The sequence below is a fragment of the Streptomyces sp. enrichment culture genome (genome assembly GCF_964273145.1).
GTDB lineage: Bacteria > Actinomycetota > Actinomycetes > Streptomycetales > Streptomycetaceae > Streptomyces.
Genome location: NZ_OZ186873.1, coordinates 2,502,748 through 2,526,329, shown reverse-complemented (window position 1 = coordinate 2,526,329; position 23,582 = coordinate 2,502,748). Strand labels below are relative to the sequence as shown.

Below are 23,582 nucleotides of genomic sequence, written 5' to 3'. Positions count from 1 at the left end.
GACGCCATGAGCAGCAGCACCGTCATCACCAACATCGCCACGCTGGTCACCAACGACCCCTCCCTCGGCGACGGCTCCCCCCTCGGCCTGGTCCGGGACGCGGCCGTCGTCATCGACGGCGACCGCATCGCGTGGACCGGTGGGACAAGCAAAGCACCCGCCACCGACAACCGGGTCGACGCCGGCGGCCGGGCGGTCCTGCCCGGCTTCGTCGACTCCCACTCCCACCTGGTCTTCGCGGGCGACCGCACCGAGGAGTTCAACGCCCGCATGTCCGGCCGCCCCTACAGCGCGGGCGGCATCCGCACCACCGTCGCCGCCACCCGCGCCGCGACCGACGCGGAACTGGAGGCCAACCTCGTCCGCCACCTCGCCGAGGCCCTCCGCCAGGGCACCACCACCTTCGAGACCAAGTCCGGCTACGGCCTCACCGTCGCCGACGAGTCCCGCGCCCTGCGCCTGGCCGCCCGCCACACCGACGAGGTCACCTACCTCGGCGCCCACATCGTCCCCGCGGACTTCGCCGACGACCCGGCCGCCTACGTCGACCTCGTCACCGGCGAGATGCTCGACGCCTGCGCCCCGCACGCCCGCTGGATCGACGTGTTCTGCGAGAAGGGCGCCTTCGACGGCGACCAGGCCCGCGCGATCCTCACGGCGGGCAGGGCCAGGGGCCTGCACCCCCGCATCCACGCCAACCAGCTCTCCCACGGCCCCGGCGTGCGGCTCGCCGTCGAACTCGACGCGGCCAGCGCCGACCACTGCACCCACCTCACCGACGCGGACGTCGACGCCCTGTCGAACAGCCGCACCGTCGCCACCCTGCTCCCGGGCGCCGAGTTCTCCACCCGCGCCCCGTGGCCCGACGCCCGCCGCCTGATCGACGCCGGCGCCACGGTCGCCCTGTCCACCGACTGCAACCCCGGTTCGTCCTACACCTCCTCCGTCCCCTTCTGCGTCGCGCTGGCGGTGCGGGAGATGGGGATGACGCCGGACGAGGCGGTGTGGTCGGCCACGGCGGGCGGCGCGGCGGCCCTGCGCCGCACGGACATCGGCCGCCTCACGCCCGGCGCCTACGCCGACCTGGTCCTCCTCGACGCCCCGAGCCATGTCCACCTGGCCTACCGGCCGGGTGTCCCGCTGGTCGGCGAGGTCTGGCGGAGGGGGCGGCGCGTGGGCGGCTGACCCTCCGGCCGCGTGCGGGCCGTGCGCACGGCCCGCACGCGGCTCACCCCGGCGCCCGGTGGACGCCCGGTGCCCGTGCGGACATCCGGCGCCGGCGGGGCACCGGGGTGAGCCGCATCCCGGTCCGGCGGGCCGTGCGGCGGCCGGCCGTCACTCCTCGGCCGTCAGCCCCTTGCGCAGCCGCACCAGCGTGCGCGACAGCAGCCGGGAGACGTGCATCTGGGAGATGCCGAGCTCCTCGCCGATCTCCGACTGGGTCATGCCGGCGACGAAACGCAGGGAGAGGATCTTCCGGTCCCGGGCGGGGAGTTCGGCGATCAGCGGCTTCAGCGACTCGACGTACTCGATGCCTTCGAGCCCGTGGTCCTCGTAGCCGATCCGGTCCGCGAGCGTGCCCTCGGTGTCGTCCTCCTCCGGCTGGGCGTCCAGCGAGGAGGCGGTGTACGCGTTCGCGGCCGCCATGCCCTCGACGACCTCTTCGTTGGAGATGCCGAGACGCTCGGCCAGTTCGGCCACGGTCGGGGAGCGGTCGAGCTGCTGGGCCAGTTCGTCACCGGCCTTGGCCAGGTCGAGCCGGAGTTCCTGGAGGCGGCGCGGTACCCGCACGGACCACGAGGTGTCGCGGAAGAACCGCTTGATCTCGCCGATGATGGTCGGCATCGCGAAGGTGGGGAACTCCACGCCGCGGGGGAGTTCGAAGCGGTCGATCGCCTTGATCAGGCCGATGGTGCCGACCTGGACGATGTCCTCCATCGGCTCGCTGCGCGAGCGGAAGCGGGAGGCGGCGAACTTGACGAGCGCGAGGTTGAGTTCGACGAGCGTGTTGCGGACGTACGCGTACTCGTAGGTGCCTTCCTCCAGCGACTCCAGCCGCTCGAAGAGGGTCTTGGACAGCGCCCGGGCGTCGGCCGGAGCCACCTCGTCGTACGCGGGGATGTCCGGGAGCCCGGCGAGCGCGTCGCCGTGAGAGGCGTCCGCGTCCCGCTGCTCGATGGGATTCGGGTGTTCCGGAGGGAGTGTCGACGTCGCTTCGTGGGTACGCGATCCGTCGAGCCGGGGTGACATGATGTCCTCCATCGTTCTCGGCATACGGCTGCCGAAGCCAGTTACGTGCACTGCGGTGTGCGGCGCCTCCAAAGCCGGCCGTGTCGGGTACGTGTCCTCCTAGGCCTACCCGCTTCACCGAGCCCACCGCAAGTGTGTTCTGTGGGCATATGTCCGTTTGTGCGCGATTGTTCGGGTGTCGAAGGGCGCGGGGAAGGCGTAGTGTTCAGGGGCGTCAGCAAGCAGTCACGACGTCGGGAGAGAGAGACGGCATGGACCACGGGACAGTCGGCAGCGCACAGTCGGGCCGGCTTCTGGTGGAGGTGCGGGAAGAGGGCCTCAGCGCCGTCGTGACTCCGGCGGGTGAGCTGGACCACCACACCGCGGACCTGTTGCGTGAGCCGCTGGAGGACTGCCTCGCCAAAGGATTCGGCCGGCTGGTCGTCGACTGCTCACGCCTGGAGTTCTGCGACTCCACGGGGCTCAACGTCCTGCTGGGCGCGCGGTTGAAGGCGGAGTCGGCAGGGGGCGGCGTGCACCTGGTGGGGATGCGGCCGGTCGTGGCGCGCGTGTTCGAGATCACGGGGGCGGACGCCGTCTTCACGGTCCATGACACGCTGGAGGCCGCTCTGGCCGGCGAGTCCGGCTGAGTCGCCCGATGGCGGCGACGGCGACCCCCGAGCGGCTCCGCGGCCGGCGATTTCGCCCGCTGCCCGGTTTCCCGTGAGGACAGGGGGTGTTCCGCCGGTTCGCCCGGGCAGGAGACAACCTGAACCTGTCGGCCGCCGGGGCGCGGGGTGCCCGGGACGGGCGCCGCTGTACCACGCAACTGAATGTGCACGACTTCGAAGTACGACGTTGAAACGTGAACTGGTGAATCGGTGAGGTGAAGCGCTGATGAGCACCACCCGGCCCCACTCGCCGGGCGACCGCGGTCCGGAGCCCAGCGGCGCTTCCGGGATGCCTGAGGGGGGCGTACCCGTGACCGAGGAGCCCGCGGGAGGCGCGACGGAGACCGCGGCGGCCGCCGAGGACGCGGCCGGGCCGCCGGGACCGGCGGGCCGCCAGGTCCGCAGGCTGAGCTTCGACGGCGAGAGCGGTGTCGTACCGCTCGCCCGCGACTTCACCCGCCAGGCGCTGTACGCGTGGGGCTGGCTGCCCGCCGCCACCGCCGACCAGCGGGCCGCCGCGGAGGACGTCCTGCTCGTCGTGTCCGAGCTGGTCACCAACGCCTGCCTGCACGCCGAGGGACCGGACGAGCTGCGGATCAGCTGCGACCGGAAGGTGATCCGGCTGGAGGTCTCCGACCGGGGCACCGGCCAGCCCGCGCCCCGCACCCCGCACCGCGCGGGACGTCCCGGCGGTCACGGCATGTTCATCGTGCAGCGGCTGTGCCTGGACTGGGGGGTCGTGCGGACCCCGGGCGTCGACGGCAAGCGGGTCTGGGCGGAGCTGGGCGTACCGGCGTAGCCGCCCCCGCCCCGTACCGGGCCCGGGGGCGGCCGTTCGGACCCTGCCGCGGAGGTGGGGTCCGGCACACGCGTCCACCACGTCGCCGGCCCCCGCCGACGCTCCGCGCCGGCTGGCTCCCCCGCCTCGCGGCCGCGCGTACCGCGGCCCCCTCGACGGCGCCGGCCGGCGCCGTCACTCCTCCGCGACCCGGTCCGGACCCCGTCCGGACGGAATCCCCGCGCCGCCTCGTGTCCCCCGTGCCGCGGTGGCACGCGTACGGGCCCGGAGGACGCGGAAGGGCCGCGCACCCTCGGGTGCGCGGCCCTTCCGCGTCGTGGCCGGCGGCCGTGTGCCGCCCTCAGGCGTCAGCGCACGTCGCCCATGAGCTCCTTGACCTTCCTGCGGTACATGTAGACCGCGATGCCCGCGACGACGGCGAGGGCCGCCTCCGCGGCGACCGCGCCACTGCCGCTGAGGTCGACCCCGGCGACGGCCGGGTTGGAGAGCAGACCCGTGATCGAGTCGCCCGCCGTGACCGCGAGGAACCACACGCCCATCATCTGGCTGGCGTACTTCGCCGGCGCCATCTTCGTGGTCACCGACAGGCCGACCGGGGAGATGCACAGCTCGGCGACGGTCTGGATCAGGTAGATGCCCACCAGCCACATCGGGCTGACCAGCGTGTCACCGTCGGCCATGCCCATCGGCAGCAGGAAGAAGAAGAACGACACGCCGATGAAGAACAGGGCGGCGGCGAACTTCGCGACCGTGCTCGGCTCCTTGCCCTTGCGGTTCAGCCACAGCCAGAACCAGGCGAAGACCGGGGCCAGCGCCATGATGAACACCGGGTTCAGCGACTGGAACCAGGAGGAGGGGAAGGTGAAGCCGAACAGCGAGTTGGCGGCCCCCGTCTCACCGAACGCCTGGACCGTGGAACCGCCCTGGTCGTAGATCATCCAGAAGACGGCGGCGGCGACGAAGAACCAGATGTAGCCGGTCATCTTCGACTGCTCGACGTCCGACAGCTCCTTGTCGCGCTTGATGCGCAGCAGGACGCCCGCCGGGATGACCAGACCGAGCACGGTCAGCGGGATCATCGCCCAGTTCAGGGTGAAGTGGCCGGTGAAGCCGACGATGCCGTAGAAGACGGCCGCGACGGCCAGCCAGATCAGGCCCTTGCGCAGCCAGGCGGCGCGCTCCTCGGCCGCCAGCGGCTTGGGGACGACGCTGCTCTCCGGGCTGAGGTTGCGGGTGCCGATCAGGAAGGCCGCGAGGCCGATGGCCATGCCCACGGCGGCCAGGCCGAAGCCGAAGTGCCAGTTCACCTTCTGGCCGACCGTGCCGATGATCAGCGGCGCGAAGAAGGCACCCATGTTGATGCCCATGTAGAAGATGGTGAAGCCACCGTCGCGGCGCGGGTCGTCCGGACCGTTGTAGAGGTGGCCGACCATGGTGGAGATGTTGGCCTTCAGCAGGCCGGAACCGAGCGCGACCAGCGCGAGGCCGGCGAAGAAGGGAGCCTGCCCGCCGGGCAGCGCGAGCACGACGTGACCCGCCATGATCGTGACGGCGGCGACGGCCACCGTCTTGCGGGGACCCCAGACCCGGTCGCCGAGCCAGCCGCCGGGCATGGCGAGCAGGTACACCATCGACAGGTAGACCGAGTAGATCGCGGTCGTGGTGGCGAGGTCCATGCCGAGCCCGCCGCCCATGCTGCCTTCCTTGGCGTCAGGACCGCCGGAGAGCAGGTAGACGACGAGCAAGGCCCTCATGCCGTAGAAGCTGAAGCGCTCCCACATCTCGGTCATGAAGAGGGTGGCCAGTCCCCGGGGGTGGCCGAAGAAGGTCTTCTCGGACCCGGGGGTGCCCGGGTGGACCGAGTCCTTCGTCAGGCTGGACGCCATGGTCGTTCCTTGCTGGTCGGGACGCGCTCAGTAGGCGATGCGCGCCCGGTGGGGGAGCCGGCACCGGCGGCGGGCCGTCCACCCCACGCCCACGGGGTGCCCGCCCCGGATCACGGGGCGGCGGACGGTGACCACCGGGATCCACGCCTCGGTGCGCGTCGCTGCGCGGTGAGGCCCGGCCACAGGTCGTTCCTTGTCAGGCTGGTCTCGGACCAGCCCGCACACAAAAGAGACCTTCAGCGTCAAATGGTCGCCAAAGGTCCCCGTGGTGCTACAGGCGTTGATTCACCATACGGCAGGACACCGCCTGGTATGGAAGGACTTGAGACATGGATCACAGGTGATCCCGGAACCGCGGATGTCCTTTCCAAGGTCGTTATCAGGATGGCATCCCACAGCCGCAGGTCCGCGCCGGGGGCGCCGGGAGCGGCGGACGGCCGGCGGGGCCGGGTGCCCGGCCTGTCCGAAGGGGGCAACGGCCCTCCGCATCCCGCCTCGGCCGTTGGTCCGAGCGGACTACCATCAGCTCATGACCCGTGTACTGCTCGCCGAGGACGACGCGTCCATCTCGGAGCCGCTGGCCCGCGCACTGCGCCGGGAAGGGTACGAGGTCGAGGTGCGTGAGGACGGACCCGCCGCGCTGGACACCGGGATGCGGGGCGGCGTGGACCTGGTCGTGCTGGACCTGGGCCTGCCCGGTATGGACGGTCTGGAGGTCGCCCGCCGGCTGCGCGCCGAGGGCCATGCCGTGCCCATCCTCATCCTGACCGCGCGCGCCGACGAGGTGGACACGGTCGTCGGCCTGGACGCGGGCGCCGACGACTACGTCACCAAGCCCTTCCGCCTCGCCGAGCTGCTCGCCCGCGTCCGGGCCCTGCTGCGGCGCGGTTCCGCCGAGCCGCAGCAGCCGGCCGCCGCGCACGGCGTCCGCATCGACGTCGAGTCGCACCGGGCCTGGATGGGCGACGAGGAGCTCCAGCTCACCGCGAAGGAATTCGACCTGCTGCGGGTGCTGGTGCGCGACGCCGGCCGGGTGGTCACCCGCGACCAGCTGATGCGGGAGGTCTGGGACACCACGTGGTGGTCGTCGACCAAGACCCTCGACATGCACATCTCCTGGCTGCGCAAGAAGCTGGGTGACGACGCGGCCAACCCCCGGTACATCGCGACCGTGCGTGGCGTGGGCTTCCGCTTCGAGAAGAGCTGAGCCCCACAGGGCTCCGAGGACCGAGCCCTACGGGCTCCCACCGGGTAAGAGGACATGCGCCGCCGACTGATCCAGTCCACGCTCGCCGTGGTGCTCGTCGTGATTTCCGTCTTCGGCGTCTCCCTCGTCATCGTCGAGACCCGGACGATCAGCAGCAGCGCCCAGGAACGGGTCGATCTGGAGGCGGCCCGGCTGGCCAGCATCGTGGACAGCCGCCTCCTCGGTACCGGGCGGGTGGACGCGGACGTCCTCCGCCAGCAGGTCGCGGACGACCGGTACGCCGCCATCCGCATCCCGGGCAAGCCGGTCATCGAGATCGGCGGCAAACCGGACGGCGAGGTCATCCGCGGAAGGGCCACCGGCGAGGAGGGCGAGACGGTCGTCGTCGAGGAGCCGCGCTCCTCGGTGACCCGGGAGGTCGGCCGGACCTTGATCATCATCGGGCTGGTGGCGCTGCTCGCGGTGGTCGCGGCGGTGCTGCTGGCGGTCCGCCAGGCCAACCGCCTCGCCTCGCCCCTCACCGATCTCGCCGAGACCGCCGAACGCCTCGGCTCCGGCGACCCGCGCCCGCGGCACAAGCGGTACGGCGTCCCGGAGCTGGACCGGGTCGCGGACGTGCTGGACGCCTCCGCCGAGCGCATCGCCCGCATGCTGACCGCCGAGCGGCGCCTGGCCGCCGACGCCTCCCACCAGCTGCGCACGCCGCTGACGGCGCTGTCGATGCGACTGGAGGAGATCACCCTCACCGACGACCCGGAGACGGTGAAGGAGGAGGCGACGATCGCGCTGTCGCAGGTGGAGCGGCTGACGGACGTGGTGGAGCGGCTGCTGACCAACTCCCGCGACCCGCGCAACGGCTCCGCGGTCACCTTCGATCTCGACGACGTCATCCAGCAGCAGATCGCCGAGTGGCGCCCCGCCTACCGCAGCGCGGGCCGCGCCATCGTCTCCTCCGGCAAGCGGCACATGGAGGCCGTGGGCACGCCCGGCGCGGTGGCGCAGGTGCTGGCCGCGCTGATCGAGAACTCCCTCATGCACGGCGGCGGCACGGTGGCGCTGCGGACCCGGGTGACGGGCAACCAGGCGGTCGTGGAGGTGACGGACGAGGGTCCGGGCGTCCCCGCCGACCTCGGTGCCCGCATCTTCGAACGCACGATCAGCGGCCGGAACTCGACGGGCATCGGCCTGGCGGTCGCCCGCGACCTGGCGGAGGCCGACGGCGGCCGTCTGGAGCTCCTCCAGACCAAGCCGGCGGTCTTCGGCCTGTTCCTGTCCCGCACGCCGCCCCCGAAGAAGTCGGACCCGGCCCACACGGTCCGCTGACCCCGTGCCCGGGCGGTCCGCCGGCCCCGCGGCCCGCGCCCTACGACCTGCGTCCCGCGCCCACCCGGCTCACCCTGGTGGAGCGGCCGGCGGCGGGGCCGTCACCCGGACGGGCCGCCGTCGGGCGCTCGCGGTCCAGGAACGATTCCGCGCGGGCCACCGCCTCCCGGGCGGGCAGGGCGCGGAAGACCCAGGTGCGGTACGACCAGAAGCGGAACAGCGTGGCGATGCCGATGCCGAGGAACTTGAAGACGTTGCTCTGCAGCGGGCTGTCCCAGCCGAAGCCGTACGTCGCCGTGTACAACACGCCGTTCTCGATCACGAGCCCGGCCGCGCTGAACAGCAGGAACAGCGTCATCTCCCGCGTACGGCCGCTCTTGTCGCGGTCCCGGTACGTGAAGTAGCGGAAGCCGATGTAGTTGAAGACGATCGCGACGACGGTCGCGACGACGCTCGCCCGGACCACCTGCAGGTCGGTCGTGTGCCGGACCAGGTTGAACACGAGCAGATTGACGAGCAGCCCCGCCCCGCCCACCGCGCCGAACTTGGCGGCCTCGCGCACGAGCCGGTCGATGCGCTGCCGCACCGGCCCGCGGGGTGCTGCCGGGGGCGTCGGGGGGTGCCCCGAGGAACCACGTCCCATGGTCGTGCAGGCCCCCGTCCATCGGTCGGCGTCAACCCAGCCATGCTAACCACCCCCACCCGTGATCTTCCTGTGGACGAGGGCCGAAGCCCACCCGGAACGGGGCGAACCGGCCGGGGGACCGGCACCGCCGTGTGGCCGATACGCTAGGGGTGTGACGTTCCCGGTAGTCGGCATGGTCGGCGGGGGCCAGCTCGCTCGTATGACACACGAGGCGGGCATCCCGCTGGGCATCAGGTTCAAGCTCCTCAGTGACACTCCTCAGGACTCCGCGGCCCAGGTCGTGAACGATGTCGTCGTCGGCGACTATCGCGATCTGGAGACACTGCGCGCGTTCGCCCGCGGCTGTGACGTGATCACCTTCGATCACGAGCATGTCCCGACCGAGCACCTGCGCGCCCTGGAAGCGGACGGCATCCCCGTCCGGCCGGGTCCGGACGCGCTCGTGCACGCCCAGGACAAGGGCGTGATGCGGGCCAGGCTCGACGCGATCGGCGTGCCCTGCCCGCGGCACCGCATCGTCAGCGACCCGGCCGACGTGGCCGCCTTCGCCCGCGAGGGCCTGCCCGAGGGCGCCGAGGGCGACGGCTTCCCCGTCGTCCTGAAGACGGTCCGCGGCGGCTACGACGGCAAGGGCGTCTGGGTCGTCGACTCCGTCGAGGAGGCCGCCGAGCCCTTCCGCGCCGGCGTCCCCGTCCTCGCGGAGGAGAAGGTCGACTTCGTCCGCGAGCTCGCCGCCAACGTCGTGCGCTCCCCGCACGGCCAGGCCGTGGCGTACCCGGTGGTCGAGTCCCGCCAGGTCGGCGGCGTCTGCGACACGGTCATCGCCCCCGCGCCCGGCCTGGACCGGGACCTCGCCCTGCGGGCCGAGGAGATGGCGCTGAACATCGCCAAGGAACTCGGCGTCGTCGGCCACCTCGCCGTCGAGCTGTTCCAGACCCGCGACGGGCGGATCCTCGTCAACGAGCTGGCGATGCGCCCGCACAATTCCGGCCACTGGTCGATGGACGGCGCGATCACCTCCCAGTTCGCCAACCACGTCCGGGCCGTGCTCGACCTCCCGCTCGGCGACCCGCGCCCGCGCGCCAAGTGGACGGTCATGGTCAACGTCCTGGGCGGCGACTTCCCGGACATGTACTCCGCGTACCTGCACTGCATGGCCCGCGACCCCCAGCTCAAGATCCACATGTACGGCAAGGACGTGAAGCCCGGCCGCAAGGTGGGCCACGTCAACACCTACGGCGACGACCTGGACGACGTGCTGGAGCGCGCCCGTCACGCTGCCGGTTACCTGAGAGGGACGATCACCGAATGAGCCCCGTTGCCGGCGTCGTCATGGGATCGGACTCCGACTGGCCCGTGATGGAGGCCGCCGCCAAGGCCCTCGACGAGTTCGGGATCGCCTACGAGGTGGACGTCGTCTCCGCGCACCGCATGCCGCGCGAGATGATCGCGTACGGCGAGCAGGCGGCCGACCGCGGCCTGAAGGTGATCATCGCCGGCGCGGGCGGCGCCGCCCACCTGCCGGGCATGCTCGCCTCCGTCACCCCGCTGCCGGTCATCGGCGTGCCCGTGCCGCTGAAGTACCTGGACGGCATGGACTCCCTGCTCTCGATCGTGCAGATGCCGGCCGGCGTGCCCGTCGCGACCGTCTCCGTGGGCGGCGCCCGCAACGCCGGTCTCCTCGCGGCCCGCATGCTCGCCGCGCACGACGAGGAGCTGCTCGCCCGGATGCGCGAGTTCCAGCAGGACCTGAACGACCAGGCCACCGAGAAGGGCCGCCGCCTGCGGTCCAAGACCCAGGGGGCCGGCGCCGGCTTCGGCTTCGGGAAGTGACGGCGGTGACGGCGACGACCCCGCTGGAGGAGGCCCGGGAGCTCCTGCGCGAGTTCCCGGTCGCCGACGGCCACAACGACCTGCCCTGGGCGCTGCGCGAGCAGGTCCGCTACGACCTGGCCGCCCGCGACATCGCCGTCGACCAGGCCGCCCACCTGCACACCGACATCCCCCGCCTGCGCGCGGGCGGCGTCGGAGCGCAGTACTGGTCGGTGTACGTCCGCTCCGACCTGCCCGACGCGGTCCCGGCGACGCTGGAGCAGATCGACTGCGTGCGGCAGCTGATCGACCGCCACCCCCGCGATCTGCGCGCCGCGTACACGGCCGCGGACATGGAGGCGGCGCGCGCCGAGGGCCGCATCGCCTCCCTCATGGGCGCCGAGGGCGGCCACTCGATCGCGAACTCGCTCGCCACCCTGCGCGCGCTGTACGCGCTCGGCGTGCGCTACCTGACCCTCACCCACAACGACAACGTGGCGTGGGCGGACTCGGCGACCGACGAGCCGCGCGTCGGCGGCCTGTCGGCCTTCGGCCGCGAGGTGGTCCGCGAGATGAACCGCCTCGGCATGCTGGTCGACCTCTCGCACGTCGCGCCGACGACGATGCGGGACGCGCTGGACACCTCCAGCGCGCCGGTGATCTTCTCGCACTCGTCCGCGCGGGCCGTGTGCGACCACCCGCGCAACATCCCCGACGACGTCCTGGAGCGGCTGCCCGCCAACGGCGGCGTCGCGATGGTGACGTTCGTGCCGAAGTTCGTGCTCCAGGCGGCCGTGGACTGGACGGCCGCGGCCGACGAGAACATGCGCGCGCACGGCTTCCACCACCTGGACACCAGCCCCGAGGCGATGAGGGTCCACCGCGCCTTCGAGGAGCGCGTCCCGCGCCCGGTCGCCACGGCGGCCACGGTCGCCGACCACCTCGACCACATGCGCGAGGTCGCCGGCGTCGACCACCTCGGCATCGGCGGCGACTACGACGGCACGGCCTTCACCCCCGACGGCCTCGACGACGTATCCGGCTACCCCAACCTCATCGCCGAGCTGCTGGAGCGCGGCTGGTCCAAGGCCGACCTGTCCAAGCTGACCTGGAAGAACGCGGTGCGGGTGCTGGGCGCGGCGGAGGACGTGGCCCGGGACCTTCAGGCCACGCGGGCGCCGTCCAACGCGACGATCGAGTCGCTGGACGGCTGAGCGGCCGCACCGGCCTCGGCGAGGGTGGGGTAGTCGGTGTAGCCGGTCGCCCCGCCCACGTACATCAGGTAGCGGTCCCGTACCTGGTTCAGGGGGGCGCCGAGGCGCAGCCGGGTCACCAGGTCGGGGTTGGCGAGGAAGGGCCGGCCGAGGGCGATCAGGTCGGCCCCGGCCTCCAGCAGCCGCACGGACGCCTCCTCGATCGCCGGGCCGGACATCTCCCTCAGCACCGGGTTGGCGACCAGCGTTCCCGGCCATCCGGCGCGGATCTCGCCGAAGACCGGGCTGTCCGGGTCGGCGAAGACCAGGTGCAGGTAGGCCAGCCCCAGCCCGCCGAGCCGTTCGGCGAGCGCCGGGTAGACCTCCTCGGTCTCGCCCTCCGCGATGCCGTTGACGGTGTTGCCGGGGGAGATCCGCAAGCCCACCCGGTCGGCCCCGATCTCGGCGGCCACGGCCTCGGTCACCTCGGCCGTGAACCGGATCCGCCCGGCGATCGAGCCGCCGTAGCCGTCCGTGCGGCGATTGGTGTTGCGGGCCAGGAACTGGTGCAGGAGGTAACCGTTGGCCGAGTGCACCTCCACCCCCTCGAACCCGGCGTCCCTCGCGTTGCGGGCGGCCCGCGCGAAGTCGGCGATCGTGGTGCGGATGTCCTCGGCCGTCATCTCCCTGGGTACGACGGCCGGCCGGTGCCCGCCCGGCGTGAAGATCGTCTCGGGCAGCGGCACGGGCGACGGCGCGAGGGGCGTCAGCCCGCTGGTCGCGGGATGGCCGACCCGGCCGCCGTGCTGGAGCTGGAGGAACATCCCCCCGCCCCCGGCCTCGCGCACCGCGTCGGTGACCCGCCGCCAGCCCTCGACGTGCCGAGCGGTGTGGATCGCGGTGATGTTCGGGTACGTCTGCCCGACCGCGTTCGGCGTCGAAGCCTCGGCGATGATCAGGCCGGCGGAGGCGCGCTGGGCGTAGTACTCGGCCATCAGCGGGGTCGGCGTGCCGTCGGCCTCGGCCCGGTTGCGGGTCAGCGGGGCCATCAGGAGGCGGTTGGGGAGGGAGAGCGGACCGAGGGAGGCGGGTGCGAGGAGCTTCGTCGCGTTCGTCATGCCGGTACACTAAAACTTGACATTGGTGTCAGAATCAAGTCCCGGCGGGAGAAGGGATGGGGGAAGGTGCGGATCGGTGAACTGGCCCGGCGCACCGGCGTCAGCGAACGCTCGCTGCGCTACTACGAGAAGCAGGGGCTGCTCGCGGCCGAGCGCACGCCCGGCGGGCACCGCGAGTACCCGGAGGCGGCCGTCGACCGGGTCGTCCGGATCCAGGAGCTGTTCGCCGCCGGACTGTGCAGCAGCAAGATCGCCCAGCTGCTGCCCTGCATGCGGGACGCCGACGGCCGTCCCTCCGCGATCGCCACGCCGAAACTGGTGACGGACCTCATCGCCGAGCGGGAGCGGATCGACCGGACGATCGCCGATCTGGTCCGCTCGCGGGACACCCTGGACGAGGTGATCGACACGGCCCGGGGCCGCTGAACCGGCGTACCCCCGAACGCCCCGCCCACCAGGAAGCCGCCCGGGCTCCGTGCGACGGTGACAGTACTGCACGACGACCGTACGGAGCCCGCCATGGCAGACCTCCAGGACGACCTGCACGCCACTCCAGAGGCCGGTGAGCTCGACGACCTGCGCGCCGCTCCGGAGGCCGACGAGCTCGACGATCTGTCCGTGCCGATCCCGGTGGACGCCCCCGAGCAGGGGGCCGGCGGGCCCCTCTCCGGCCCGGACGACGCCCCGCTGGAGCAGGCCCGCGCCGTGCTCGCCTCCCACCCCGTGGCCGACGGCTACAGCGGACTGGCCTGGGCCCTCAAGCGCCTGCCCTGGTACGACCTGGACCTCGGCGAGAGCGCCGTCGACACCGACGTGCCGCGGCTGCGCGAGGGCCGCGTGGCCGCCCTGTTCTGGTCACTGCACCTGCCCGACGGCCTCGACGGCGACCGGGCCGTCGGCGCCACCCTGGACCAGCTCGACCTGGTGAGGACGGTCGTGCGGGCCCATCCCGAGTACCTGCGCCTGGCCGAGGACGCCGGACAGGCCGTGGACGCCCGCAACTGCGGACGCGTCGCCGTCCTGCTCGGTCCCGCCGGTGCCGCCGCCCTCGGCGACAGCCTCGGCACCCTGCGCTGCCTGCGCGCCCTCGGGCTGCGCGTGCTGACGCTGACCGGCGCCACCTGGGCCGGCGAGGAGGGGCTGACCCGGTTCGGTGAGGAGGTCGTGCGCGAGATGAACCGGCTCGGCGTCCTCGCCGACCTCTCCGGTGCCTCCCCGCGGACCGTCCGTCGCGTCCTCGCCATCTCCAGGACGCCCGTGCTGTGCACCCGCTCCGCCGCCCACGCCCTGCGCCCCCACCCGGCCAACCTCCCCGACGACCTGCTCGCCGAACTCGGCGCCGCCGGGGGCCTGTGCATGGTGCCGCTGACCGCCGAGCAGACCGGCCCGGCCGTCCGGGACGTCGCCGACCACCTCGACCACGTCCGCGCCGTCGCCGGCCCCGGATGCGTCGCCCTGTCCGGCGCGTACGACACCGGGACCGCCCACCCGATGGAGCTCGACGACGCCTCCTGCTACCCCCGCCTGATCGCCGAGCTGCTCCGGCGCGGCTGGGAGGAGTCCGACGTGGCCTTGCTGACCTGGGGGAACGTGCAGCGTGTGCTGCGCGTCGCGGACTTCACCGTCCGCGCGTTCCAGCGGCGCCGCGAGCCGTCGACGGCGACGATCGCCGAGCTCGACGGTTGACGGCTGACGGCACCGCGATTGTGCCCGTGGCACCCGTGGCACGTGTCCGTTCCCTCGTCCTCGACTGCCCCGAGCCGCACGAGCCGGCCCGCCTCCCCCCCCCCGTTCGTACGGCACCACATCGACATGCCGGGCCGCTACTCCTTCCAGCTGCCGGAACTGCCCGGTGGCATGCGGCCCTTGCGCCATCCGGACGCCGCCGAGGACAACTGACCGTTGTCGTGTACCCATGCCTTCGCCATGGCAAGGCGTTGTGAAGCGGGCCTTGCTCCGGTGGCAGGAATGCTGCGGCCCGGGCGTCTGTGTTGCCCGGGCCGCAGACTGGGGGATGGCTGGGTCACACGGTGCCGAGGGCCGTGCGCAGGGTGGCGACGGCCTGGTTGACGGCGGCTTCGGCGGCGTGGGTTTCGCGCAGGGCGTTGAGCATGACGAAGTCGTGGATGATGCCCTGGTAGCGCACGGCGGTGACCGGGACGCCTGCTTGGCGGAGCTTGTTGGCGTAGGCCTCGCCCTCGTCGCGCAGCACGTCGGCCTCGGCGGTGATGACCAGGGCTGCGGGCAGGCCGGTGAGTTGCTCGGTGGTGGCGCGCAGCGGGGAGGCGGTGATCTCGGCGCGTTGCTGCTCGTCGGTCGTGTACTGGTCCCAGAACCACTGCATGGCGTCGCGGCGCAGGAAGTACCCCTCCGCGAACTGGTGGTAGGAGCCGGTGTCGAAGCTCGCGTCGGTGACCGGGTAGAACAGCACCTGCTGGACCAGCGGTACGTCGCCGCGCTCCTTGGCCATCAGTGTCAGCGCAGCTGACATGTTGCCGCCGACGGAGTCGCCGGCCACCGCGATTCGCGTGGCGTCCAGGCCCTTGGCCGCACCCTCGCGGACGATCCACTGGGCGACGGCGTAGTTCTGCTCGATGGCCACCGGGTAGCGGGCCTCGGGAGACAGGTCGTACTCGGGGAAGACGACGGCCGCCCGGGCGCCGACGGCCAGTTCGCGCACCAGCCGGTCGTGTGTGTGCGCGTTGCCGAAGACCCAGCCGGCGCCGTGGATGTAGATGATCACCGGCAGCGTCCCCTCGGCGCCGGCCGGCCGGACGATGCGGGCCCGGACCGATCCGGTGGGGCCGCCCTGGACGGTCACCCATTCCTCGGCGATCTCCGGCTTGCCGATCTCACCGGACTGCACCTCGTCGACGGTCCTGCGGCCCTCGGCCGGACCGAGGTCGAAGAGGTACGGCGGGTTCGCGGTGGCCTCGGCGAAGGCGGCGGCGGCCGGCTCCAGCACCGGGCGGGTGGTGGTCTCGGACATGGGGCGCTCCTCGTGGGTCGTGTCAGCCAGTCGTTCGGCGGGTACGACAAGAACAGTACTGCGCGATTGAATCGTGCACAACTTAATTGAGCTATATGTAGTCGTGCGCGACTGGAATGGTAGGATGGAGTTCCGATCGTTCGACGTTAGGACCCGGTCATGGCCCAGGCCGCGCACCACGCCGCAGAACAGGGCTCGCTCCTGCTCCAGGACCAGCTGTGCTTCGCCCTGTACGCCGCTTCGCGGTCGGTCACCACGCGCTACCGGCCGCTGCTGGAGGAGTTGGGGCTGACCTACCCGCAGTACCTGGTCATGCTGGTGCTGTGGGACCAGGACTCGGTCTCCGTCCGCGAGCTGGGAACCGCGCTCCAGCTGGAGTCCAGCACCCTCTCCCCTCTGCTCAAGCGTCTGGAAGCCAGCGGCCTAATCCACCGTGAGCGGCGCTCCGACGACGAGCGCTCCGTCGCCATACGCCTCACCCAGGCCGGTACGGACCTCCGCGAGAAGGCCCGCACCGTCCCCCTGGCCATCGGTGAGGCCATGGGCCTGACCCCCGAGCAGGACGCCACCGCCAAACACCTGCTCCGCCTGCTCACCGCGAACGTCACCCGCAACTGACCCCGCCGGGCGAGCCGACCGGCACACAGGCGGTCGGCACGGTCAGCGCCTGCTGTCGCCGGGCGCGAGCAGGCTGCCGAGCGAGTCCAGGAAGATGTCGGCCGCCGCCTGGACGGTCAGCACCTTCCCGGTCGGGAGCCCGGTGACGGCGGTCACAGCTTCTCCCTTGCCGCGGATAACGGGACCGCTTTGCGCATCGGCCCGAGGACGTCGCCGCAGGTCGCGCTCGGCGATGCCGCAGATGACCAGGGCGTTGTCTCCGGAAGGACTTCAGACGTGGCGGGGAGCCGACACCCCGTCAGCCGCCCACCAGGGCCGACGGAGGCTTGGCGCACGATCTGACACGGATGTTCCCCAACCCCCTGGGAGGGCTGGGCACAGCGGCTCATCGATGTCCGGGACCAGCACGTTGACCTCGAAGTGAAGTGACCGGGCTGTCGCGGCCGGGCGAGCCGGCCGGCCTGGCCCGGCTACTTCGGGCGGTTGGCGGTGACCAGCCAGGCGGGGGTACGCAGTCGCAGTGCGCCGTTCTCCTCGCGGATGCCGAGGATGTCCGTGAGTGCCTGGCGGGCGCGGTCCCGAGTCTGTTGTTCGACCTGGCCGGTCAGGTGGCGTCCGGGTCCGGAGGCCAGCAGGAAGGCGGCAGCGTCGGCGGCGTTCCGGCCCCATGTCCCGTATGCGTCCACGCGCACGACGTCGATGTGCTCGAATCCAGCGGCGGACAGTATCTCGCCGGTGCGGTCCGGGTCCGCCAAGGAGAACATTCCGGGGCTCTCCAGTGCGCCGAACTCTCCGACAGGCAGGATGTCGCGCAGTGCCGCGACGGCCTGAAGCCACTCGTTGCCCTCGGACCCGGCCGTGCAGATGAACGCCGTGCGGCCACCGGGGCGTAGGGCGCGCCGGATATTGGTGAAGGCGGCGACGGGGTCGGCGAAGAACATCACTCCGAAACGGCTGATCGCGACGTCGAACGTGCTTGGCTCAAAGGTGTAGGCCTGGGCATCTCCCTGTTCGAAGGCCACGTTGGGGATGCCTTCACGCTGCGCGGTCTCGCGTGCGCGCGCCAGCATCGGTGCCGACAGGTCCAGGCCCAGGACTCGGCCGCTTCGGGCCCGGCGTGCGGCCAGTCGGGTCGTGCACCCGGTTCCGCAGCCGATGTCCAGAACGCGGTCGCGCTCCTGGATCGCGGCGGCGGCGAGCAGGGGTTTGTTGAAGCCGGCGTTCACGGCGTCCCAGCGGACCTGGTTTTGGGCCCAGTGGTTGCCTTCATACCCGTTCCATGCCTGCGCCTGGTCGGTGTTGACGATGCGTTGCATGCGCGGCCTCCTGGGGGATGCGGTGGTTGCCGGAATTAGTATGGGCGTGCGCCCAAACACTATGGGCGTGCGCCCATACCGGCAATCCCTTATCGCCGGAGCAGGACGCGATGCCGTACGACCCGTACCGGGAGAGGCCTGTGTCACCGCGTGGAGTAGCGATCCTCGACCTTCGCGAACGGCTCTTCGACGCCGCGGAACGGGTCCTGGCCCGAGAGGGCCCGGCCGCCCTGACCAGCAGAGCGATCACCGGAGAGGCGGCCTGCGCCAAGGGGCTGCTGCACGCGCATTTCGACGGCTTGGACGAGTTCATCGCCGAGCTGGTCCTGGACCGGTTCGCGCGCGCCGCGCGACAGACCGACGGGCTCCCCGCACAAGCAGGCCGGGCCACCGTGGCCGGCAACCTCGTCACGGTCGCGCTCACACTCCTGAATTCCCTGGACCCCGCGGTCATCGGCCTGGCCCTGACCCGCCCCGCCGCTTCTCTCCGGATTCGCCGGGCGTTGGAGGCCGGCTCGCCGGGCTTTGCCGCGATCCAGGGCGCGATCGCCGCCTATCTGGACAGCGAACAGCGGCTCGGGCGCCTTCCGGACACCACCGACACCTCCTCGATCGCGCTCGCCCTCGTCGGAACCGTCCACCACCTCCTGATGACGAGTTGGGCCGACGTGCCGGACCCCCGCGAACAGGCGGAACGACTGGTCGCCGTACTCGTCGGTGCCGGACCCGGCGGTGCCGCGGCCACTGAGGACCTGCCGTAGAAGTGGATCAATATCCGCAGTGGTCGCTCCGAGGGCGGGGGATCCAGCGAATGGCCAGTGGGCCCGGCCCGAGCCGTTGCTGCCGAAAGGAAAAGCCGGGCCGCCCACCGAAGCTCACCGTGTCCCCCGTCCGCGGCAGCCCTGAGAGCGTCCGGCGGCAGGCGTTGCTTCAGCCTGCGGGTGGTGGCGCGGCCGCCTTCAAGGTGACGCCGAAGGCCTTCTCGGACTTCGTCGAGGCAGCGGCTCGCTCCGACGCGTACGGCGGCACGGAACAGGGAGGCGCCCGGCCGGGAACTCCGGCCGGGCGCCTCCACTGTTTCCCTGACGACAGGGCCTAGAGATCGTCTTCATGGGCTCGATCAGCGTGCCCAGGATCGGGCCCGGACGCCCACGCACCCGCCCCGACCACGTGGTCACCGACAAGGGCTACAGCTCCCGGAAGATCCGCGCCTACCTGCGACGGCGCGGCATCCCGCACACGATCCCCGAACGCGTCGACCAGGCCCTCGGCCGACTGAACCGCGGCACACGCGGCGGCCGGCCACCCGGCTTCAACCGGTCCGTCTACCGCCGCCGCAACGTCGTCGAACGCTGCTTCAACCGCCTCAAGCAGTGGCGCGGCCCGGCAACTCGCTACGACAAGACCCGCGAGTCCTACCAGGCCGCCGTCACCATCGCCTCAATCCTGCTCTGGATCTGACCTTTGAAGACGATCTCTAGGGGTGTTCGATCCGGCACAGGCAGAACGGATGCCCCGCCGGATCGGCGTACACCTGGAAGTCCTTCTTCTCCCGGTCCTCCAGGTCCAGCGGCCGGGCACCCAGCGCCAGCACCTTCTCGTGGGCCGCGTCGACCTCCTCCCAGGTGGACCCCGCGTCGAAGTCCAGGTGGAGCTGCTGCGCGTTGCGGTCCGGGCGCGGCCACTCCGGCGGGGTCAGGCCGGAGACCCGCTGGAAGGCCAGCCGCGGCCCGCCGGGGACCTGGAGCACCACCCAGTCGGGGCTCTCCTCCACGGGCTCGCCGCCCGCGACCCGCGCGTAGAAGCGGGCCAGCTCGTGCGGATCGGGGCAGTCGAGGACGATGGAACGGACACGTGCCACGGGTGCCATGGACACAACCTCCGGATGTGGGGCGTCAGCAGACGCAGAGACAGAACGGGTGCCCGGCCGGGTCCGCGTAAACCCGGAAGCTCCGGGTGCGGTCCTCGGTGTCCAGCGGCTCGGCCCCCAGCTCCAGCACGGCCTTCTCCGCCGCGTCCAGGTCGGGCACGTCCAGGTCCAGGTGGAACTGCTGCGAGTGGTCGGGGGAGGGCCACCGGGGCGGTACGAAGCCGGGGGCGGCCTGGAAGGCCAGGGTCTGCCCGCCGGGCGGCTTCAGGGTGACCCAGTCGGTGTTCCCGGGGTCCTCCTCGACCGTGCCGCCCAGCACGGCGGCGTAGAAACCGGCCAGGGCGCGGGGGTCGGGGCAGTCCAGGACGACGATGCCCAGTTCGGCGACGGCCATGACTTCCTCCTCGGAGTCCGCGGTTACCCGCTGACCCGGGCAACCGGTAACCGTTACCTCATGCTCCCGCACCGGGGGTAACGTCGCAACCATGAATGGGAGGTCGCCGGCGCCGGGAAGCCTGGCCCTGGTCGAGGAGCTGGTGAACACGCTGGACCTCGGGACGGGCGCCGACTCGCTCGGCACACCGCGGAGCCGGGAGCGGTTCGGCCTCGCGGAGGACGACGTGCCCGCGGCGCGCGAACTGCGCGAGTCGCTGCGCGCGGCCCTGCTCGCCCACGCCGGCCACCCGCCGCACCGCCCGGTGACGCCGCTGGGCGACCTGCTGGCCGCCGCGCCCCTGGTGGTCACGGTCGACGCGGCCGACGGCACCGCCGCCCTCGCCCCCGCCGCCGCCCGCCCGCCCCTGCTCTCCCGGGTCGCCGCCGCCGTCGCCGGGGCCCTGGCCGACGGCACCTGGATGCGGCTCAAGGCGTGCGAGGCCGCCGACTGCCACTGGGCGTACTACGACCGCAGCCCCGCCGGACGCGGGCGCTGGTGCTCGATGCGGGTGTGCGGGGCGCGCGCCAAGATGCGCCGCTACCGCGCGAAGGGGGCGTGAGGGGGAGACCCGCGCCCCGTGGCCCGGCGCACGGCGGGACACCGGCCCGGGCGGGACCGGCGCCCCGCGCCCTCACGGCCGTCCGGCCCCGTGCGCCCGGGGCCGTCTCGTCCCGTACGCCTGTGGCCTTCCGGCCCCGTGCGCCCGCGGCCGTCCGCGCGGCGGGGCGCCGGCTACGCGGTGGGACGCCCCATCGCCCGGTACGTCCACCCGGCCCGCCGCCACGCCTCCGGGTCGAGGGCGTTGCGCCCGTCCAGGACGATCCGGGCGGCCACGGCCTCGCCGAGCTCCTCGGGGTCCAGCTCGCGGAACTCCCGCCACTCCGTCAGGTGCAGCACGACGTCGGCCCCCCGCACCGCCTCCAGCGCCGAACCGGCGTAGCCGAGCGTCGGGAACAGCCGCCGGGCGTTGTCCATGCCCTTGGGGTCGTACACCGTCACCTGGCCGCCCTGGAGGTGGATCTGCCCGGCCACGTTCAGCGCCGGCGAGTCCCGCACGTCGTCCGAGTCCGGCTTGAAGGTGGCGCCGAGCACCGCGACCCGCTTGCCCAGGAACGGCCCGCCGCCCAGCGCCTGCCGCGCCAGCTCCACCATCCGGCCGCGCTGGCGCATGTTGACCGAGTCGATCTCGCGCAGGAACGTCAGCGCCTGGTCGGCGCCCAGCTCGCCCGCGCGCGCCATGAAGGCCCGGATGTCCTTGGGCAGGCAGCCGCCGCCGAAGCCGATCCCGGCCCGCAGGAACTTCTTCCCGATCCGGTCGTCGTACCCGATGGCCTCCGCCAGCTTCGCCACGTCCCCGCCCGCGGCCTCGCACACCTCCGCCATCGCGTTGATGAACGAGATCTTGGTGGCGAGGAAGGAGTTCGCGGACGTCTTCACCAGCTCCGCGGTCGGGAAGTCCGTCACCACGAACGGCGAGCCCTCGGCGATCGGCGTGGCGTACACCTCCCGCAGCAGCTTCTCCGCCCGCTCGCTGCGCACGCCCACCACGATCCGGTCCGGGTGCAGGGTGTCCTGGACGGCGAAGCCCTCGCGCAGGAACTCCGGGTTCCACGCCAGCTCGGCGTCGCCCCCGGCCGGCGCGTGCTCGGCCAGGTAGGCGGCGAGCCGGTCGGCGGAACCGACCGGCACGGTCGACTTGCCGACGACGAGGGCCGGGCCCCTCAGGTGCGGCGCGAGCGAGGCGATCGCGGCGTCGACGTAGCTCATGTCGCACGCGTACTCGCCGTGCTTCTGCGGCGTGTTCACGCACACGAAGTGCACGTCGCCGAAGGCCGCCGCCTCCTCGAAGTCCGTCGTGAACCGCAGCCGCCCGCTGGAGCCCTCGATCCCGGCGACGTGCCGGCGCAGCAGCTCCTCCAGACCGGGCTCGTACATGGGGACCTCGCCCCGCCGGAGCTTCTCGATCTTCTCGGGCACCACGTCCAGCCCCAGCACCTCGAAGCCGAGCTCGGCCATGGCCGCCGCATGCGTCGCGCCGAGGTAGCCGGTGCCGATCACGGTGATCTTCAGGGCCATGGGTGCTCCAGGGATGTGCGGCAGTCGTGCGGCCCGAGCATATCCGGGGCGGGGAGCGGGCCCCGCCGGGCGGCTTTCCCGCTGTCGCCAAGCTCACCTACCCAGGAGCACCGGCGGAGCCTTAAAATCTTGGTTACTTAACGGTAGTTAGCTCAGTGGGCGCCACATCACAGCGTTTTGGAGCGTGAGAGACCTTGGCCGGATCGGCTGACTTCGACCTGTACCGCCCGTCCGAGGAGCACGACATGCTCCGCGACGCCGTCCGCGCGCTGGCCGAGGCGAAGATCGCGCCGCACGCCGCCGCGGTCGACGAGGAGGCCCGCTTCCCGCAGGAGGCGCTGGACGCCCTCGTCGCAGGCGACCTGCACGCCGTGCACGTGCCCGAGGAGTACGGCGGCGCGGGCGCCGACGCGCTCGCCACGGTCATCGTCATCGAGGAGGTCGCCCGCGCCTGCGCCTCGTCCTCGCTCATACCGGCGGTGAACAAGCTGGGCTCGCTCCCGGTGATCCTCTCCGGCTCCGAGGAGCTGAAGAAGAAGTACCTGGCCCCGCTCGCCAAGGGCGACGCGATGTTCTCGTACTGCCTGTCCGAGCCGGACGCGGGCTCCGACGCCGCCGGCATGAAGACCAGGGCCGTCCGCGACGGCGACCACTGGGTCCTCAACGGCGTCAAGCGCTGGATCACCAACGCGGGCGTCTCCGAGTACTACACGGTGATGGCCGTCACCGACCCGTCCAAGCGCTCCAAGGGCATCTCCGCCTTCGTCGTCGAGAAGTCCGACCCCGGCGTCTCCTTCGGCGCCCCGGAGAAGAAGCTCGGCATCAAGGGCTCCCCGACCCGCGAGGTCTACCTCGACGACGTCCGCATCCCCGCCGACCGCATGATCGGCGCGGAGGGCACCGGCTTCGCCACGGCGATGAAGACCCTGGACCACACCCGCATCACCATCGCCGCCCAGGCCCTCGGCATCGCCCAGGGCGCCCTCGACTACGCCAAGGGCTACGTCAGGGAGCGCAAGCAGTTCGGCAAGCCGATCGCCGACTTCCAGGGCGTCCAGTTCATGCTCGCCGACATGGCCATGAAGATCTCGGCCGCCCGCGCCCTGACCTACCAGGCCGCCGCCGCCTCCGAACGCGGCGACGCCGACCTCACCTACCAGGGCGCCGCCGCCAAGTGCTTCGCCTCCGACGTGGCGATGGAGGTCACCACGGACGCGGTCCAGCTCCTCGGCGGGTACGGCTACACCCGTGACTACCCGGTGGAGCGGATGATGCGCGACGCCAAGATCACGCAGATATACGAGGGCACGAACCAGGTCCAGCGGATCGTGATGGCGAGGAACCTGCCGTAGGCCCCGCACGCCCCGCGGGATCACAGCCCCGGCCCCCGGCG

24 protein-coding genes and 1 pseudogene are annotated in these 23,582 nt (G+C 72.1%); 16 read left to right on the top strand and 9 right to left on the bottom strand.

From position 1 onward, the window contains the following. Nucleotides 1-6: 6 nt before the first annotated feature. Nucleotides 7-1,185 carry an imidazolonepropionase gene (gene hutI, locus ACSU6Z_RS11310; protein WP_437044859.1) on the top strand — a complete coding sequence of 393 codons (1,179 nt, stop codon included), beginning with the start codon at nucleotides 7-9 and terminating at the stop codon, nucleotides 1,183-1,185. A 150-nt stretch (nucleotides 1,186-1,335) separates the two neighbouring features. Here hutI and ACSU6Z_RS11305 read toward each other — a convergent pair whose 3' ends face one another. After that, entirely contained in the window at nucleotides 1,336-2,262 is a 927-nt protein-coding gene (locus tag ACSU6Z_RS11305) for an RNA polymerase sigma factor SigF (RefSeq protein WP_437044857.1), read from the bottom strand. A 239-nt stretch (nucleotides 2,263-2,501) separates the two neighbouring features. On the opposite strand from ACSU6Z_RS11305, the gene ACSU6Z_RS11300 reads away from it, so the two are divergent. Together ACSU6Z_RS11300 and ACSU6Z_RS11295 are read left to right on the top strand one after the other, a co-directional pair. Beyond that, nucleotides 2,502-2,879 carry an STAS domain-containing protein gene (locus tag ACSU6Z_RS11300; RefSeq protein ID WP_437044855.1) on the top strand — a complete coding sequence of 126 codons (378 nt, stop codon included), beginning with the start codon at nucleotides 2,502-2,504 and terminating at the stop codon, nucleotides 2,877-2,879. 247 nt (nucleotides 2,880-3,126) lie between these two features. Next, a complete protein-coding gene (locus ACSU6Z_RS11295; protein ID WP_437044853.1) occupies nucleotides 3,127-3,699 on the top strand; it encodes an ATP-binding protein in 573 nt (190 codons plus the stop codon). A gap of 347 nt (nucleotides 3,700-4,046) precedes the next feature. Here the strand turns inward: ACSU6Z_RS11295 and ACSU6Z_RS11290 are convergent, their stop codons facing one another. After that, on the bottom strand, nucleotides 4,047-5,585 hold the full coding sequence (locus tag ACSU6Z_RS11290; protein ID WP_437044851.1) for a peptide MFS transporter: 1,539 nt from the start codon (nucleotides 5,583-5,585) through the stop codon (nucleotides 4,047-4,049). Nucleotides 5,586-6,114: 529 nt separating this feature from the next. Here ACSU6Z_RS11290 and ACSU6Z_RS11285 point away from each other — a divergent pair. Together ACSU6Z_RS11285 and ACSU6Z_RS11280 are read left to right on the top strand one after the other, a co-directional pair. Beyond that, the gene (locus tag ACSU6Z_RS11285; protein ID WP_437044849.1) at nucleotides 6,115-6,792 is read left to right on the top strand and encodes a response regulator transcription factor; all 678 of its coding nucleotides are present in this window, start codon (nucleotides 6,115-6,117) and stop codon (nucleotides 6,790-6,792) included. 54 nt (nucleotides 6,793-6,846) lie between these two features. Beyond that, nucleotides 6,847-8,115 carry an ATP-binding protein gene (locus ACSU6Z_RS11280; RefSeq protein WP_437044847.1) on the top strand — a complete coding sequence of 423 codons (1,269 nt, stop codon included), beginning with the start codon at nucleotides 6,847-6,849 and terminating at the stop codon, nucleotides 8,113-8,115. Nucleotides 8,116-8,155: 40 nt separating this feature from the next. Here ACSU6Z_RS11280 and ACSU6Z_RS11275 read toward each other — a convergent pair whose 3' ends face one another. Beyond that, nucleotides 8,156-8,758, bottom strand: coding sequence for a GtrA family protein (locus tag ACSU6Z_RS11275; protein ID WP_437044846.1), 603 nt, complete (start codon nucleotides 8,756-8,758; stop codon nucleotides 8,156-8,158). A 154-nt stretch (nucleotides 8,759-8,912) separates the two neighbouring features. Here ACSU6Z_RS11275 and ACSU6Z_RS11270 point away from each other — a divergent pair, with 154 nt between their 5' ends. From ACSU6Z_RS11270 to ACSU6Z_RS11260, 3 genes are read left to right on the top strand one after another with little or no spacing between them, the layout of a single operon-like run. After that, a complete protein-coding gene (locus ACSU6Z_RS11270; protein WP_437044844.1) occupies nucleotides 8,913-10,073 on the top strand; it encodes a 5-(carboxyamino)imidazole ribonucleotide synthase in 1,161 nt (386 codons plus the stop codon). After that, nucleotides 10,070-10,594 (top strand): 5-(carboxyamino)imidazole ribonucleotide mutase, encoded by a 525-nt coding sequence (gene purE, locus ACSU6Z_RS11265; protein WP_437018990.1) that lies wholly within the window; start codon nucleotides 10,070-10,072, stop codon nucleotides 10,592-10,594. Before ACSU6Z_RS11270 ends, purE begins: the two co-directional genes overlap by 4 nt. Before the next feature lie 5 nt (nucleotides 10,595-10,599). Continuing rightward, nucleotides 10,600-11,787, top strand: a complete 1,188-nt coding sequence (locus ACSU6Z_RS11260; protein WP_437044842.1) for a dipeptidase — start codon at nucleotides 10,600-10,602, stop codon at nucleotides 11,785-11,787. Here ACSU6Z_RS11260 and ACSU6Z_RS11255 read toward each other — a convergent pair. Next, nucleotides 11,736-12,884 (bottom strand): alkene reductase, encoded by a 1,149-nt coding sequence (locus ACSU6Z_RS11255; RefSeq protein ID WP_437044840.1) that lies wholly within the window; start codon nucleotides 12,882-12,884, stop codon nucleotides 11,736-11,738. The two genes, ACSU6Z_RS11260 and ACSU6Z_RS11255, sit on opposite strands and share 52 nt — an antisense overlap. Nucleotides 12,885-12,950: 66 nt before the next feature. On the opposite strand from ACSU6Z_RS11255, the gene ACSU6Z_RS11250 reads away from it, so the two are divergent. The 3 genes from ACSU6Z_RS11250 (at nucleotide 12,951) to ACSU6Z_RS11240 (ending at nucleotide 14,783) form a co-directional block, all read left to right on the top strand. Beyond that, nucleotides 12,951-13,310: a MerR family transcriptional regulator gene (locus tag ACSU6Z_RS11250; protein WP_437044838.1), complete on the top strand. Its 360-nt coding sequence runs from the start codon at nucleotides 12,951-12,953 to the stop codon at nucleotides 13,308-13,310. A gap of 93 nt (nucleotides 13,311-13,403) precedes the next feature. Next, nucleotides 13,404-14,570, top strand: a complete 1,167-nt coding sequence (locus ACSU6Z_RS11245; RefSeq protein ID WP_437044836.1) for a dipeptidase — start codon at nucleotides 13,404-13,406, stop codon at nucleotides 14,568-14,570. Nucleotides 14,571-14,612: 42 nt separating this feature from the next. Continuing rightward, a complete protein-coding gene (locus ACSU6Z_RS11240; protein ID WP_437050533.1) occupies nucleotides 14,613-14,783 on the top strand; it encodes a hypothetical protein in 171 nt (56 codons plus the stop codon). Between the two features lie 124 nt (nucleotides 14,784-14,907). On the opposite strand, the gene ACSU6Z_RS11235 is transcribed toward ACSU6Z_RS11240, so the two are convergent. Beyond that, the gene (locus ACSU6Z_RS11235; protein ID WP_437044834.1) at nucleotides 14,908-15,873 is read right to left on the bottom strand and encodes an alpha/beta hydrolase; all 966 of its coding nucleotides are present in this window, start codon (nucleotides 15,871-15,873) and stop codon (nucleotides 14,908-14,910) included. A gap of 159 nt (nucleotides 15,874-16,032) precedes the next feature. On the opposite strand from ACSU6Z_RS11235, the gene ACSU6Z_RS11230 reads away from it, so the two are divergent. Beyond that, entirely contained in the window at nucleotides 16,033-16,491 is a 459-nt protein-coding gene (locus ACSU6Z_RS11230; RefSeq protein ID WP_437044832.1) for a MarR family winged helix-turn-helix transcriptional regulator, read from the top strand. Between the two features lie 470 nt (nucleotides 16,492-16,961). Here ACSU6Z_RS11230 and ACSU6Z_RS11225 read toward each other — a convergent pair whose 3' ends face one another. Next, entirely contained in the window at nucleotides 16,962-17,807 is an 846-nt protein-coding gene (locus ACSU6Z_RS11225) for a class I SAM-dependent methyltransferase (protein WP_437044830.1), read from the bottom strand. A gap of 140 nt (nucleotides 17,808-17,947) precedes the next feature. On the opposite strand from ACSU6Z_RS11225, the gene ACSU6Z_RS11220 reads away from it, so the two are divergent. Together ACSU6Z_RS11220 and ACSU6Z_RS11215 are read left to right on the top strand one after the other, a co-directional pair. Further along, nucleotides 17,948-18,568, top strand: a complete 621-nt coding sequence (locus ACSU6Z_RS11220) for a TetR family transcriptional regulator (RefSeq protein WP_437044828.1) — start codon at nucleotides 17,948-17,950, stop codon at nucleotides 18,566-18,568. 349 nt (nucleotides 18,569-18,917) lie between these two features. Then, nucleotides 18,918-19,268: pseudogene (locus ACSU6Z_RS11215) on the top strand (transposase); the annotation flags it as partial. Nucleotides 19,269-19,284: 16 nt separating this feature from the next. Here the strand turns inward: ACSU6Z_RS11215 and ACSU6Z_RS11210 are convergent. Beyond that, nucleotides 19,285-19,677, bottom strand: a complete 393-nt coding sequence (locus ACSU6Z_RS11210) for a VOC family protein (RefSeq protein ID WP_437044826.1) — start codon at nucleotides 19,675-19,677, stop codon at nucleotides 19,285-19,287. Nucleotides 19,678-19,702: 25 nt separating this feature from the next. Continuing rightward, on the bottom strand, nucleotides 19,703-20,071 hold the full coding sequence (locus ACSU6Z_RS11205; RefSeq protein WP_437044824.1) for a VOC family protein: 369 nt from the start codon (nucleotides 20,069-20,071) through the stop codon (nucleotides 19,703-19,705). Nucleotides 20,072-20,162: 91 nt separating this feature from the next. Here ACSU6Z_RS11205 and ACSU6Z_RS11200 point away from each other — a divergent pair, with 91 nt between their 5' ends. After that, nucleotides 20,163-20,672 (top strand): CGNR zinc finger domain-containing protein, encoded by a 510-nt coding sequence (locus tag ACSU6Z_RS11200; RefSeq protein ID WP_437044822.1) that lies wholly within the window; start codon nucleotides 20,163-20,165, stop codon nucleotides 20,670-20,672. A gap of 173 nt (nucleotides 20,673-20,845) precedes the next feature. Here the strand turns inward: ACSU6Z_RS11200 and ACSU6Z_RS11195 are convergent, their stop codons facing one another. Then, entirely contained in the window at nucleotides 20,846-22,189 is a 1,344-nt protein-coding gene (locus tag ACSU6Z_RS11195; RefSeq protein ID WP_437044820.1) for a UDP-glucose dehydrogenase family protein, read from the bottom strand. 194 nt (nucleotides 22,190-22,383) lie between these two features. Between ACSU6Z_RS11195 and ACSU6Z_RS11190 the strand changes: the two genes are divergently transcribed. Further along, entirely contained in the window at nucleotides 22,384-23,541 is a 1,158-nt protein-coding gene (locus ACSU6Z_RS11190; RefSeq protein ID WP_437044818.1) for an acyl-CoA dehydrogenase, read from the top strand. The last annotated feature ends 41 nt before the right edge of the window (nucleotides 23,542-23,582 follow it).

Coding starts and splice junctions, on each gene's coding strand:
- ACSU6Z_RS11305 (WP_437044857.1), bottom strand. CDS start 2,262: ATGGAGGACATCATGTCACCCCGGCTCGACGGATCGCGTACCCACGAA.
- ACSU6Z_RS11230 (WP_437044832.1), top strand. CDS start 16,033: ATGGCCCAGGCCGCGCACCACGCCGCAGAACAGGGCTCGCTCCTGCTC.
- ACSU6Z_RS11210 (WP_437044826.1), bottom strand. CDS start 19,677: ATGGCACCCGTGGCACGTGTCCGTTCCATCGTCCTCGACTGCCCCGAT.
- ACSU6Z_RS11290 (WP_437044851.1), bottom strand. CDS start 5,585: ATGGCGTCCAGCCTGACGAAGGACTCGGTCCACCCGGGCACCCCCGGG.
- ACSU6Z_RS11300 (WP_437044855.1), top strand. CDS start 2,502: ATGGACCACGGGACAGTCGGCAGCGCACAGTCGGGCCGGCTTCTGGTG.
- ACSU6Z_RS11225 (WP_437044830.1), bottom strand. CDS start 17,807: ATGCAACGCATCGTCAACACCGACCAGGCGCAGGCATGGAACGGGTAT.
- ACSU6Z_RS11195 (WP_437044820.1), bottom strand. CDS start 22,189: ATGGCCCTGAAGATCACCGTGATCGGCACCGGCTACCTCGGCGCGACG.
- ACSU6Z_RS11280 (WP_437044847.1), top strand. CDS start 6,847: ATGCGCCGCCGACTGATCCAGTCCACGCTCGCCGTGGTGCTCGTCGTG.
- ACSU6Z_RS11200 (WP_437044822.1), top strand. CDS start 20,163: ATGAATGGGAGGTCGCCGGCGCCGGGAAGCCTGGCCCTGGTCGAGGAG.
- ACSU6Z_RS11295 (WP_437044853.1), top strand. CDS start 3,127: ATGAGCACCACCCGGCCCCACTCGCCGGGCGACCGCGGTCCGGAGCCC.
- purE (WP_437018990.1), top strand. CDS start 10,070: ATGAGCCCCGTTGCCGGCGTCGTCATGGGATCGGACTCCGACTGGCCC.
- ACSU6Z_RS11245 (WP_437044836.1), top strand. CDS start 13,404: ATGGCAGACCTCCAGGACGACCTGCACGCCACTCCAGAGGCCGGTGAG.
- ACSU6Z_RS11275 (WP_437044846.1), bottom strand. CDS start 8,758: ATGGGACGTGGTTCCTCGGGGCACCCCCCGACGCCCCCGGCAGCACCC.
- ACSU6Z_RS11255 (WP_437044840.1), bottom strand. CDS start 12,884: ATGACGAACGCGACGAAGCTCCTCGCACCCGCCTCCCTCGGTCCGCTC.
- ACSU6Z_RS11235 (WP_437044834.1), bottom strand. CDS start 15,873: ATGTCCGAGACCACCACCCGCCCGGTGCTGGAGCCGGCCGCCGCCGCC.
- hutI (WP_437044859.1), top strand. CDS start 7: ATGAGCAGCAGCACCGTCATCACCAACATCGCCACGCTGGTCACCAAC.
- ACSU6Z_RS11205 (WP_437044824.1), bottom strand. CDS start 20,071: ATGGCCGTCGCCGAACTGGGCATCGTCGTCCTGGACTGCCCCGACCCC.
- ACSU6Z_RS11285 (WP_437044849.1), top strand. CDS start 6,115: ATGACCCGTGTACTGCTCGCCGAGGACGACGCGTCCATCTCGGAGCCG.